Origin of the sequence: Mucilaginibacter sp. PAMB04168, assembly GCF_039634365.2 — a bacterium.
GTDB lineage: Bacteria > Bacteroidota > Bacteroidia > Sphingobacteriales > Sphingobacteriaceae > Mucilaginibacter.
Genome location: NZ_CP155079.2, coordinates 348,420 through 362,297, shown reverse-complemented (window position 1 = coordinate 362,297; position 13,878 = coordinate 348,420). Strand labels below are relative to the sequence as shown.

General features: G+C 43.7%; 10 protein-coding genes. All 10 read right to left on the bottom strand.

The annotated features are described in order from the left end of the window. Positions 1–28: 28 nt before the first annotated feature. The gene (locus tag ABDD94_RS01345; RefSeq protein ID WP_345954370.1) at positions 29–1,102 is read right to left on the bottom strand and encodes a galactose oxidase; all 1,074 of its coding nucleotides are present in this window, start codon (positions 1,100–1,102) and stop codon (positions 29–31) included. Positions 1,103–1,157: 55 nt separating this feature from the next. Continuing rightward, positions 1,158–2,093 carry a dihydrodipicolinate synthase family protein gene (locus tag ABDD94_RS01340; protein WP_345954369.1) on the bottom strand — a complete coding sequence of 312 codons (936 nt, stop codon included), beginning with the start codon at positions 2,091–2,093 and terminating at the stop codon, positions 1,158–1,160. Beyond that, positions 2,094–3,029, bottom strand: coding sequence for a dihydrodipicolinate synthase family protein (locus ABDD94_RS01335; protein WP_345954368.1), 936 nt, complete (start codon positions 3,027–3,029; stop codon positions 2,094–2,096). Next, complete coding sequence (locus ABDD94_RS01330; protein ID WP_345954367.1) at positions 3,030–3,809, bottom strand: phytanoyl-CoA dioxygenase family protein; 780 nt, start codon at positions 3,807–3,809, stop codon at positions 3,030–3,032. Positions 3,810–3,869: 60 nt separating this feature from the next. Beyond that, positions 3,870–5,315 (bottom strand): RagB/SusD family nutrient uptake outer membrane protein, encoded by a 1,446-nt coding sequence (locus ABDD94_RS01325; protein ID WP_345954366.1) that lies wholly within the window; start codon positions 5,313–5,315, stop codon positions 3,870–3,872. A 17-nt stretch (positions 5,316–5,332) separates the two neighbouring features. Further along, positions 5,333–8,701 (bottom strand): SusC/RagA family TonB-linked outer membrane protein, encoded by a 3,369-nt coding sequence (locus ABDD94_RS01320; protein ID WP_345954365.1) that lies wholly within the window; start codon positions 8,699–8,701, stop codon positions 5,333–5,335. A gap of 94 nt (positions 8,702–8,795) precedes the next feature. Then, positions 8,796–10,115: a sulfatase gene (locus ABDD94_RS01315; protein ID WP_345954364.1), complete on the bottom strand. Its 1,320-nt coding sequence runs from the start codon at positions 10,113–10,115 to the stop codon at positions 8,796–8,798. Between the two features lie 216 nt (positions 10,116–10,331). Continuing rightward, entirely contained in the window at positions 10,332–11,486 is a 1,155-nt protein-coding gene (locus ABDD94_RS01310) for a sialidase family protein (RefSeq protein WP_345954363.1), read from the bottom strand. Positions 11,487–11,565: 79 nt separating this feature from the next. Continuing rightward, positions 11,566–12,258: a GntR family transcriptional regulator gene (locus ABDD94_RS01305; protein ID WP_345954362.1), complete on the bottom strand. Its 693-nt coding sequence runs from the start codon at positions 12,256–12,258 to the stop codon at positions 11,566–11,568. 241 nt (positions 12,259–12,499) lie between these two features. Next, positions 12,500–13,789 carry a sialidase family protein gene (locus ABDD94_RS01300; RefSeq protein ID WP_352432883.1) on the bottom strand — a complete coding sequence of 430 codons (1,290 nt, stop codon included), beginning with the start codon at positions 13,787–13,789 and terminating at the stop codon, positions 12,500–12,502. Positions 13,790–13,878: the final 89 nt, after the last annotated feature.

Sequence of the window (13,878 nt, the reverse complement as noted above, 5' to 3'; positions counted from 1 at the left end):
TTCTGTAATGGGGTAAACTGTGGTTACTTTAATGTTTAACTGGCGTTGCCACCCGCACCCGCGGAGTACGAACAGCCGGGCGCACTTCACCGCCTGGAAAAACAAGCTTTCCGTTCCATATAACTAAAGGTACAGTAACCGGTGCCCATAAACTTTCGTTAGGCTTACTTACACTGTTCTTATTCTTCTCAACCGGGATATCTGACCCGGCTTTCCACTGATTTTCATTTACATAATAGTTCAAGATCCGGATATTAAAGCCTGGATGCGTTTCTTTAAGATCAGCTCGTTCGGCCAGTTGTCCGTCATCGCCACCAAATATGCTTAATACATTTTTATTTGAGGTATAAACGGAATTAGGAGCCGCAACAGCGGCCCAAGGCATATCAGCAAGCTGTTTCCAACCTTTATCCGGCGTATAAGAATAGGCATCGTTCAAATACCTGCGCTTCACCGATCCGGTCTGTGCGTCTACGAGTTCAGCGCCACTAAACAAATAAAATGTATTATTTATGGCACCTGTTGCAGCTAACATTCGGGCCGGACCGGGCCAGCTATCTAATTTATGCCACCGCTGTTCGGCTGTCGGCAATGAAAGATCGAGCGATAAAAAAAGGTTAGCGCAACGCCTGTCGTCGGGGTTAATTAAACCGCCAGCTACATAGAGTATATCACCGGCAACAGCCCCCGAACTATTGGCAAGGGCGTAGGGCAAATCTGGCAGCGTATCTATTGTTATACTTTGTGTGTTATAAGAAAGTGCAAACACTTTCTGCGTATGGCCGGCTTCGTTGCTTCCGCCAACACAAATTAATTTGTTATTCCAGGTTACCGATACACCGTAACCCAGATTATGGGGTAATTTACCGACAACTTTCCATTGCCCATCAGGCTTCTCAAGCGCAAAAATCTGATTAGTCCAAACTTTCTTACTTCCTGTCCACGGCGCTCCGCCGTCAGGGAAGTTTGCCCCTCCTGCTACAATCATGCTACCTCCGGAAGTGCCGCCAAACGAACCGGCAAAACCATGCGCATCAGGAATAGCAGCCAGCTCAGACCATTTAAATTCGGTAACTTGTGCTTCAGCTATCGTCGTACTCATCAGGCTCAGATTAAAACCAATAATTTTTGCTGCTCGTAGTGTTTGAGAAATAGCTTTATGCATTAGCAGTTTGATTTGCGTATTGATTAAGCAGCTCAAAGAAGCTTTCTGATTCCAGATCGCCTTTTAATTGGGCATAACTCTGGGCAGACAACGGCGCAAGTGGCAAACGTGGATTACCCATATCAAAACCCAGCATGTGCATAATGGCTCTTTGTGCAGCAATGGATGGATGTTTAATAATACAACGAATGATGTTTACCATTAACAGTTGCAGGCGTTTTGCCTCTTCGTGATTACCAGCACGGTAATTTTTAATGAGGTCTAAATATACAGGCGCGGCAAAGGTATAGGTACTGCCAATTGCACCTACTGCGCCAACCGATAAAGCAGGAAGCAGCATCTCATCAAATCCGTAAAGCGCTTCATATCTTCCGTCTTCAACGTTCAGGCAGGCCTGGTACTCGTACAACGTAGATGCTGTATACTTTATACCTGCAAGATTGGGTATCTGCTGTCCGCCTATTTTTAAGAAATCAACCATATCCATACCCACACCTGTTAACGTAGGCATATGATAGTAATAAAAAGGCAGCTGCGGCGCAGCTGAAGCTATCTCGGCCATACAATCGACCAGGTTTTGTACCGATACCGGCTTAAAGTAAAATGCCGCTACTGACGAAAATGCATCAGCACCAATGGAAGCGGCATGTGCTGCCAGCTTTTTACACTCGGCAATTGAGGTATGACCTACATGTACAAGCACCAATATGCGTTTATTGGCAGCTTTTACATAGGCTTCGGCAACAGCCATACGTTCCTCAACTGACATGTTGGGGCCCTCGCCGTTAGTGCCGCATATGTATACACCCGAAACACCATCTCCTATTAGCTTTTCAACCAGCGTTGCTATAATCTCCGTATTAAGTGTTCCGTCTTCATGATAGGCTGCAAATGTTGCTGCTACTATTCCGTTTATTTTCATATTCATTTAATGTTTTGTAGTAAAAAATTCGGGTATCAGTGCCTGGGCGCGCTTCCTTGCCGTGAGCACCTCATCCTCGCTAATAAAGTGATATGGCCAGCGCAAACGCGTTCCTACGTTTATGTAACCCCCTACCGCACTCAAAAATTTATCAAGTGCTGGGTTAGAAAATCGTTGTTGCTGATACGGCACTATACATTCTTTAAAAAACTGCTGGATTCGAAACTCCAAATCGAGAGCCGAGTTAATATCTGTTTGCATATCATCCCACCATTGTTGGGCGGTTTTTGCGTTAATGCAGGCTACATTTGAGTAAGCGCCAGACGCAATGCCATTGGCGAAGCCAGTGGCTAACATATGCCCCGGTACAAATACTGAAAGGTGCTTGCCATACCGCTTCATATCATTAACCCATTGCACATCACCGCTCAGTACTTTTATGCCAATAAGGCTGAGGACTAAATCTTTAAAGCCAGCGTAAGCCTGTGGCGGCAAAACCATTTTGGCATGCGGCGGATTATAAAGCACCAGAGGTATACCGGCAGCAGCATGGCTCATTCCCTGCAAAAAGCTTACTTGCTCCTGCTGGTTAGCTACTATCCAATCAGGCAGTATAACCTGGATAGCATCTGGCAGCAAGGCTACGCTTCTTTGCAGGCGCTCTTTTGATATGATGGGAGACGGATGCGACGCACCTATCTGAAACGGCATACCGGCCATTCTGCATTTACTCGCGAGCAACTCGTTTATTTTATCAAATTCAGCTTCGGTTTGGTTATGAAACTCACCCGCCGATCCATTTGAATAAATGCCATCTACCTGAGCTGCTATCAATTGGTCAATTTCCTCGGCCAGCAGTGTGTAGTTGATTGAATCATCCGTATTAACTGGCAGTAGCAGTGTGGCCCAATTTCCCTTTAAAGTTTCAGCAGTAAGCCTCATTTATATATTGGCTTCAAATTCTGACACTTCAGTAAACCGGGTTGCGCCTTTAACCAACCGGCCAAGCCTGGGCTTCCTATCGTTATAAACCTCAACTGCATCAGCATCAGCATAGCGAAGGAAAAGGATACGCCGGTCACGATCAGTTGAATAATTGCCGTCGGATTTATGAAGCATCCAGCAATTAAATATAAGCACATCGCCTGCCTGCATTTCCATCGGTACAGCAAGTGAATCATCTGCCTCAACTATAATTTCCGACTGCGTTTTTTTCTGCTCTTCATCCTGATTAACTTTAATCTGGCCTTGTTTGTGACTGCCGGGAATTAACCACAAGCAACCGTTACCACGGTCGGTATCATCAAGCGCAGTAAGTGTTGTTATAGCATTGTAAGGCTCCAGTTCGCCATAGCCGTTATCCTGATGCCAGCCAAAGGGCTTGGTGTTGCCCCGCATTTTAAATGTAAGCTGCGAAGTAGCTCCTTTAATATTGGGCCCAATAACCTGTGAAGCTATATCAACCAGCGGTCCTTCAAAATAATAATTACGAACAGTTGGCGCCTGGTGATGAATGTTTACCAGCAGTGAGTTTTGAAGCCAGCTTTTAGTAGGATCAAATGATTCTTTTTCACGAGCCCACGCGGCCATGCTTTCAGTTTGCATCTGGTTAAGGCCCTCCTTAGTAAGAATACTTTTGATAACCAAGAAACCGTTTTCTTTGAAAGATTTCAACTCATCTTCATTAAGTGCTTTATAGTTGAATAATGATGTGTGTTTCATATCAAAATCTGTAGTTAATTTGTATGGTTAGCGGATGTTAAAATCTCTGCCATCAGAATCTTAATACCCTGCTGTTTGTACTAATTGAGAATTTGCAGCAAGTACGCTTGCTGACAGCGGCCAGAATAATGGTGTTTTTTTACCTACAAGATTTGGCACATAATCGTAAGCATTAATGGTGTTGCCAAAGTGAAAGCGCACAATATCATACCAGCGTTTGTTCTCAAAAAACAACTCGCGGCCACGCTCATCAAATATGGCGCGTTCAACAGTAGCTTTATCTGTTGCACCCGTATAAGCGCCGTTGCCGGCACGTACGCGCACCTTGTCGAGATATTCGATAGCTTTGGTAGTGTTATTAACCCCTGCGTAAGCTTCAGCTTCCATCAGGTAAACGTCGGCCAACCGCCACATGATTACATCATTGTCAGAAACACGGTCATCAGGGTACACGTTACCCGGCAATTTGATAACATAGCTATTTCTAACCGTTGTGCCAACGCGCTCGGTAATGAAGGTAAACGGCTTGCGTTTGTCATTAGTTAAACCGCTAAACAGTTGGCGGCTTTTTAGGCTGATTTGGTAACCGCCCTGGCCATTTGTTGTAGTTTTAGCATAAGGTATGCTATCTAAATTAGATGCGTTTTGCACACTTTGCAGGTACGGCAATGCATTTAGTCCGTAATTGGCACCAGTCTCGTCGCGCTGATAATAGGCAGCCATGATAACCTCTGCATTGGCGCGTGTGGTGGTTACATCTTTAAAGTTATTCAATAAGCTTACACCCGTGGTTTCAACAGCTGCACATGCGGCAATAGCATCATTAAAGTCAGTTGCACCGCCGCCCAGTACTTTGGCACTCCAAAGTTTAGCTTCGGCCTTTAAAGCTTGTGCTGCGCCCCAGCTAAAGCGATACTTATTGGCATAGGATTTATCTGGGAACAAGCTGATAGCCATGTCTAAATCAGAAAATATCTGTTTCATCACATCAGCCGCCTTAGCGCGCGGCAGCAGGGGCACATTATCGTCAGTAATGGCCTGCAGCATTAAAGGCGTATCACCAACAACCCTAACCAAAAATAAATAGGTATAAGCCCGTTGGCATAAAGCTTCGGCTTTTATTCTGTTCTTAACGGCCGCGCTGCTAAATTGGAATGGCTCAATCTGCTCTAAAAGTAAGTTAGAAGCACCAATAGCTCTGTACTGCCCGTTGTAGTTAAAGGCATTTGTTGTAGGCGTAATGGTTTGCAGCCACACGCTTGTTAAACGTGAGTTTGGCCCTTGCGCCAATTCTTCGCTACGCTCGGTACCATAAGTAAAGGAGTTTGCAAATGCGCGTATAGAGGCATAATTGCCGATAACAAAAGGATCGAAATCGCCTTCGCTTTTAAAGTAAACTTGTCCAGTGATTTGCGACTGCGGTGTAACATCTAATAATTTATTGCAGGAGGTTGTTCCTGCCAGCGTTAAGCCTAACAGGCCTGCCGCAAAGAATATTTTTCTCATTTTCATGTTTTTATAGGTTAAAATCTCAATGAAGCACCAAATGTGTACTGCCGTGGGCGCGGGTAACCTCCGGGATCGAAACCAGTGTAAGTTTCAGGATTTTGACCCTTATAGGCTGTTAAGTAACCCAGATTGGTACCGCTTACAAATACTGTAAGACCAGTTGCCTTGATCTTTGATAAAATGCTTTTAGGCAGGTTATAAGCTAAATACAGTTCTCTAAAAGCCAGGAAATCACCCTTTGCAATCATTCTGGAAACGTCTGAAGCGTAAGCACTGCCGGTTCCTACATCAGACGATGCTTGCCTGATATAATTGAATTGCCCAAAATTGGCATCAGCAAAAGAGTAGCGGGCGTATTTTTTATCCCCGTCACCCGATTGCTTCCAGATGTTATTACCCAAAGCCTCCCTGGGTGCACCTTCATTAAAGGCACGGCCTACGCCCAGTTCACGTGCAAGGCCACCGTCTGATATGACATGGCCCAAGGCAAAGTCCATATTAAAGCGCAGGGTAAAGTTTTTGTAAGTGAAAGTGTTTTGCATGCCGCCGGTTACATTAGGCGTTTTGTAGCCCTGAAAAACAAGGTCTTTGCTATCAATTACACCATCGTTGTTAACATCCTGGAACTCGTAATCGCCGGCATGTTTGCCATTGGCCTGCCCTACTGATGTTGGTACCAAATCTTTGTGTGTTTTATTCCACTCGGCTGCCTCGGCTTCGGTACTAAACACCTTTACTACCTGCCATGCATAGTAACCGTACGGTCGTTCGCCTTCGGCCAAACCGCCTACTTCCATATCCTTACCTGTATTAGGGTCGGCTATAACACCACCTCCCTGCCGGTTTTTTAAGCGGCCGTTGAAGGGTAACGAAATGATTTTTTGTGAATTGTAGGCGTAAGCTATGTTAGTGCGCCACTGAAAATCTTTTAAGCGTAGCACAGTTGCGCCCAACTCAACTTCAATACCTCTGTTACGCAATGTACCGTTGTTAAAGAAAATAGAAGAGAAAGGAGCTTCGGCAGGCAGCGGTTTAGAATCAAGCCGGTCTTTGGTCAATTTATTATAAAGATCAACCGTTAATGTAATCCTATCTTTTAAGAAACCAGCGTCAATAGCCAGATCTGTGGTTTCTGTGGTTTCCCATTTAAGATTAGGATTGGCCAAGTTTGACCGTTGTATACCCGAAAGTGTGTTATACGCGTTAGCTGTATAGCCGCCGTAAGTATCGGTGTATTGTAAGTCGGAGGCGCCTACCTGCCCCCAACTGCCACGCAGTTTAAGTGTGCTTACGGCATTATTATCTTTCCAAAAACTCTCCTTATAGATATTCCAGCCAGCTGCTACGGAAGGGAAGAAAGCATACCGGTTATTGGGTGCAAAGTTTGAGAAACCATCGCGCCTAACTGTAGCATTTAAAAGGTATTTGCCTTTAAAATCATAGCCGAATTGGCCGTAAATACTGGCGGTTTTATCAACCCTGGAGAAAGTGCCGTAATTAGTGGGCAAAACGTTAGATACCGTACTTCCGTTTATTACTGTTGTTGGGTTCTCGCTAATGGTGGTTACATAATCGTTACTACCGCGCTGCGAGCTGATATCCACATAATGCAATTTGTTTAGTTGATAACTGAAACCACCCAATACCGATAAATGATGATCATTTTTGAAAGTATGGTCATACTGCAAAACCTGGTCTATCATTAACTGGCGCTGATTGTTTGTACTATCTACCTTTAACCTTGGCGCAGGCAGCTGAACAAGATCATTGTAAGCCTTACGATTAAACTGGTTGCTGTAATCAGTCATCATGTATGACACGGCTGGCCTGAAATGCAGTCCTTTTATAATATTCCAGTCCAAATCAACCCGCGAAACGGTACGTTCTGTAGATATCTGATAATTATCGTAAGCCAGCGTGTGGAAACGGTTGCGTGTACTGGTTACCTCACCAAAACTTGGCGTTCCGTCGTCTTTAAATATTCTTACAAGCGGTGTTACCCTTGTAGCCCTTACTAATTCGTTGGTATAACCATTTACGTAATTAGGTTGAATGTTTTGATAGTTTAACGAAGTGTTGATTTGAACGTTATTACTTGCTTTGAAGCTGAAATTAGCTAACCCACTGTAACGCTTATATTTAGTACCTACAAACGTGCCTGGTTGGTCAACGTAGTTAAACGATACGTTAAAGCTCGAATTCTGGCTGCCACCATCTATACCCAGGTTATAGGTATTAGTGGTAACCGTGTTCCATAGCAAGTTTTGATAATTGTTATCGTAATACAGCAATGTGTTTGCCGGGTTAATAGGATCGGGCATGGTTTGATAACCTTTTGCAAGCAGGTTATTTACATATCCCTGCCCCTCTATGGCCACAATATTGCTTAAAAGTGCAGTAGTATAGGGATCTACACCATACTGTCCTTTGGCGGTGAACAGTTTATAACCGGCAGAGAAACCGCCGTTGGTCAAGTAAAAATTCTTATCCAACGGATCGGTGGTATTTTGCATAGTAGTACGCGCCAGCACTAAATATTCTGCAGCCGACATGTAATCGCGTTTACCGGTAGGCACCTCGCGGTTAGTGCGGTAGTTGAGCGTAACGTTAATTTTGCCCTGCCCAAATTTGCCCCCTTTAGTTTTAACCACAATAACACCATTGGCACCACGTGCACCATAAATTGCCGTCGATGCAGCATCTTTCATTACCTGAAGCGTTTCAATATCGTCGGGGTTAATGTCATTGATGGTACGGTACACACCATCAATAACTACCAATGGGCTCGAACCTTCTGAATTTAGGTATTGTGTACCATTGGCATTACCTGTACCAGAACCGTATACGTTAGCCTTGGTACCGCCGCGAATAATGATATTGGCCGGCGCCGAACCGGGCTGACCATTTGATAAAGGCAAAGAAACACCGGCTATTTTACCTTGTATAGCTGCCAGCGGGCTTGGATTAGCCGTATTTACCAACTGCTTAGTATCAAGCGAACTGATGGCAGCGGTATTTTTATCGCGGGTTTGAGTGGTGTAACCCACTACTACAATTTCTGAAAGCGATTTGCTGTTGGCCGCCATAGAAACGTTAAGTTGAGAACGGCCATTTACAGGCACTTCCTGATTGTCGTAGCCTACATAGGTAAATACCAGTACAGCATTAGGAGATGGAGCTTTTACAGTGAACTTACCGTTAACATCAGTAATGGCGCCGGTGCTGCTACCTTTAACGGTAACACTCACACCCGGAAGCATTTCGTTTTTGGTTCCATCGGTAACTGTGCCGGACACGGTTATCGGTGTACCCGTTTGCGCCTTCACCATGCTGAATGCCAGCAAGAGAAGGCAACCAACAATGTAGTTGAGTTTAAGTTTCATAATTTAAAATTGGTTAGTCAAATATATCATTAAATATATATGTAGTACATAATAAATAAATTTATTTTTCTGTAATCTCTTAATCAGCCGGTGTTTATTTACGGTATAAATCTACTTGTTGATGGAAAAACGCCACTTGCCGGCGGTATTTAGGCTTTGCTGCTACGTTGGCATTTTCAGCAGGGTCTGCGTGGTAATCGTATAATTCCTGCGCCAGCACTTTACCGGTAGGCACATCTATCCACTCTGTGTAACCAAAACGGTTGTTATGAATGGCATAACCCATAACCTTAGGCTGCTGGTCAAATTTCATGTCGTCGGGAAACTGACTAAAGGCCATGCCCCTTCCTAAGTAAGGTTTTCCTTTTATAATATTAGCAAAGCTTTGCCCATCGGTTTTGGGAATGGGCAATCCGCACAAATCAGATAATGTAGCATACAAGTCAACCAACTCAACTGTTGCTACCGTTGCTCGCGGTGCTTTTGTTTGTGAAGGATCGTAAATAATAAGTGGTACACGTGTGTCAATTTTTGAATTGGTTGTTTTACCCCACATACCGTGCTCGCCCAAATGAAAGCCATGATCACTTAATATTACTACTATAGTGCTTTGATCAAGTTTGAGCCGACTAAGCTCACTAAGCACTTTTCCGATTTGCTCATCAGTAAACGACACGGCTGTATAATATCCCTTAATTAACTCGGCTGATAGTTCCTTATTTATTGGCCCTAAATCCGGAATATCCTGATATCCTCTTAACTCAACTGAATGGTGTATGGAATACCTGGGCACATGCAAACCCGCAGCAGTATCAGTTGATAAAGGGAATACCTTGCCGGCATTGTTATTCCAATACTTAAGCGGCGCACTAAAAGGCAAGTGAGGCCGCCTGAAGCCAACAGCCAAAAAGAAAGGCTTCTTTTGCACCAACTGCAACTCCTTTATAGCGGCATTAGCTACCATACCATCAATATAAGCGCTGTCAGCTACATTGGCCGCCTCTGCTGCGTTAGCTTTGGGTGCCCGTACTAAATTAGAATCCAAAACATACTTGCCCAGGTTTGTGGTAACAGCAAATAGCTCCGGAACACTCCATGAACGGGCATCCTGGGCAGCTTTAGGATCATGATAAATCTTGCCAATTTGCCGTGCGTAGTAGCCGTTACTTTTAAAGTACTCAGGCATGGTTATCACATTGGGCAGCGCTTTTCTAAAATGTGTGGTTAAATTCCACACCTTAGTATGATCAGGCTTCTTTCCGGTCATGAACGATGCTCTGGAAGGTGCGCATACAGCCTGCTGGCAATACGCTGATTTAAAAATGGTACCCATGGCGGCCAACCTGTCAATATTAGGCGATACGGCTACGCGGTCGCCGTAACATCCTAACGCAGGCCGAAAATCGTCTACCACAATAAACAATACATTTTTCTTCTGCTGCGCGAATGAAGGCAGAACAGATAAACAACAGCAAAAGGTTAGGAAGAACTTTACGTTACCATACCTAAATAGGCGTAGGTAACAGCTTACTATACATTTCATAAAATAATGAGCTTAGAATAAAGTTTTAATCAGTTTGCTATGCTCAGCTTGTAAAAGCTTAAAGCATTGCGACCTGTGCTCTATATTTTATGGCTTGTTTAAAAACTTACTAACTACTTTAAAAGCAATGCCTTCGTAAGGTTTAGCGACGCCACACTCATACAATACAGCCACATTTTTATTCTTATAAATGGAAATGTCTGAATAGGCAGATGGGCCAGGATAAATTATTTCTGAAACGGGCCAGGTTTGCCCGTCATCGTAACTCATGCGCAGTGTTAAATTCATGCGCTTCGCTTTGTTTGCAGGGTTAATAAACAGCAGCACCGGCTTTTTGCGGATGTTGAAGTTAAGCAAGCTCCCCTGGCAAATAGGTTCAACCAGCACGCTGTCATTTCTTACATTACTCCAGGTTTGCCCCCCATCGGTACTTGTACTCGTATTTCGGGTGCGTATGCTACGGTTTGCATTGCGCATGTTAAGCATCAGGCGGCTACCACTAATTTCTGCCAAAGTCGTCTCATTCATCATATCCTGTGGGGTGTTGCTGCCTAACTTCCAGGTTGCCCCATGATCGTCCGAATAAATGGTATGAGAAAAATTCTTATTAGAAGGCGCTTCTATATGATTAACAGGAACAACCAACCTGCCCTTGTGCTGGCCGTTTTCTATTTGCAAGCCGTGGCAGGGTCCTGTAGCATACCAGGTCCAGTTGGTCATTTTAACAGAAGAGGTGATTTCGCGGGGTTTGGACCAGCTTTTGCCCTGGTTGTCAGATTGTAACACATAAACCCGGCGCCCATCCTTGCTGGTACCGGCTATAATATCTTTTTCATGATCAGTGCCCAAATTCCAGGTACTGATTAACACAATATGCCCGTTGGTTCGGTCCACGATGGGTACAGGGTTGCCGCAGGTATTAGTCGAGTCACTCCAAACCAACTGCATGGCCCCCCACGTCTTGCCCCCATTATCAGATCTTTTTACAACGAGATCTATATCGCCCGAATCGCCGCAATCAGCTTTGCGGGCTTCGGCAAATGCCAATAACGCATCATTTGTGGTTGTTATTAGTGCCGGTATCCTAAAACAGGCATAGCCACCCTCCCCTGCTTTGTAAATGTGGTTTATTGCTACGCTGTCTTTTACAAAACAATAACCTGGTTTTATTAAAACCAGCAATACTACAAAACAGATAGGCAATGCTTTACGCCACATTGCACTCTTGATTAATGATTTCATTTGACAATAATTGGTTATGCCGGTAGAATACCGTTTAAACAAATGTAATTATTAAATCATTATGTAGTACATAAAAAGGTTATTTTTTCAACCTGTCAAAATGGGGTTTCAAGTGCTCATACATTCCCTGCCTAAAATCATCTTTATTACCTTTTTTTAGCAGCTCAACTAAATCGCGGTGCGTTACCTTGCCGTAGGTAACCTCTTTTTCCATTTTAATAACAAATCCAAAAACAGGTAACAGCATGATCTGAAAGCGCTTGAGCGTATCATTGCCTGCAATTTCATACAGTTTGCCGTGAAATGCAATCTCATTTTTAATCCTGAATTCCATCGGTGCATGAACTTCACTCTTTGCAATTTGTTCGAGCTCATTGATAGCCTTATCGGTAACATTGATGAACAGGATATCGGCAAGTCCCATCTCCAATACAAGACGTAACTCAAAAAGATCCTTCAGTGCATCTTCAGTCATAATCAGCGGATCGAGTATACGCTCGAAAGCGCCAAGTATGTCTGGGCTGGATAATATCATTCCCCTTTTCTTTTTCGACTCAATCATACCCAGCATTCGCAATCTGCTTAGCGCTTCTCTAACAACATTACGGCTTACACCTAAAGCTTCAGCCAGTTCAAGTTCTTTTGGCAGTGCATCGCCCGGTTTAAAAGATTTCCTCTTAAAATAATCCCGTAAACGGAGCTCTACTACATCGGCCATAGTATCTGTTGGTACCCGCTCTATGTCTTTACTTAAATTGTTATGAATAACCATAGTGATAGTTAATGCTTAAATGGTTTTGTTCTCTATTACCCGTGCGATTTACAAAGGTACTGGTATCTTTTTTACAGAGCTAAAAATTCTACGTTATTTATGTAGTGCATAAAAGAGTTACTAACAGCTTGTAATAAAACCGCTAAGGTTATGATGCGCATTGCCCTTCACTAATTTACTTATAAAAACAAAGAGGAGCTTATGTAAGCTCCTCTTTGTTTTTGTGTTGCATATATCGTATTTACGGTTCCGGGTTACCGTTCAATATCCAGCCTAGGCTAATTTTATGATATTGAATATTCATGGATGTAGTGGAATTATACTCAATTAAAGCTCCGGTCATGTTATCGGCTGTTTTTACTAAACTGGTATAGCCGCCAAGAATACCCGACCCGTTATTGGGTATTGAACGTATTATAGGCCAATCTATCGCTTCGTTATACGAAATTCTTATAGCCGGATGTCTTCGTTGGGTTTGATGATTGGAGTTCATGAACATTACCCGGCTTTTGTTGGTAGTAGAGCCATCGGTATATCTTAATATAGACGCCTGGCAGATCGGATCCATTAACTTAGTGTTGTTCTGAAAAGGTGCTGTCCAGTTGAGCAAATCAGTAGAAGCTGACGTTTGCCTGTATCTGTTAGCTAAATCGGTTATATCTGGTGCAGGTGCCTTACGATCGTTTCTTAATAATTTGCCGTCAGGCCTTTCTATAATAGTGCTTTCGCTTGTTCCGCTCGGAACGGTAGCATAGCTCCAAGAGCCTGTAGGCGTTTTGTACAGATTTCTTCCATTTGCCGGGATTATCAAAGTATTCTCGAGAGACACAAACCGCTTTTGGATACCAATCCCTGGTCCTACGGCATCCCACTTATAAGTGTTTGGCGTTAACTCCTGGGTCATGTCAACCGGTGTAGACCAGGTTGCGCCATCGTCGTCGCTGTAACATAAAAAAAGCCTGCGATCGCCATATTTAGTTACATTACTATACTGGTCATACGTACCATCGCCTGCAACTTTATTACAGCTTTGACAATGATCCTTATCGTTAAATGACATGAACAACCATACGCGGCCGGTAGTTTGATCTGTTACCAGCGTAGGGTTACCAAAAGTACCCTGGTTACTGTAGCTTTCGGCTACCGCATCTGAGGGTACATTAGGAATATCGTCCAGTACAACGTTGTTGTTACCGGCAATAACGGTTTGCGAAGTCCACTCTGCGTTTGTTATTCCAGGCTTTACTTCATCAGTAGATGTTTTTAACAGCCTTCTGCAAACAATGTCGATATCGCCCCAATCATCATCACTGTTCTTTCGTGCTTCGGCAAGAGCGATTAAAACACCGTTTTTTGAGCGGATGATAGCCGGAATGCGATAGCTGTGATAGGTGGTATTTCCTGATTCGGGAAATATAGTAAAAAACGGAGGCGGGTCAGTTACATCATTTTCGGTCTTGGCGTCTACGATATTATCTGCAGGCAACTTTTCGGGTAACTGGTTTTTTTTGCTGCATGCCGTTACTAACATACAGGAAGAGATGGTAAGTGCCAACATAAGGTGTGACACTGGGTGATACATTTTTCTCATCGGTTTCAAATTGGTTAATGGATTGATTA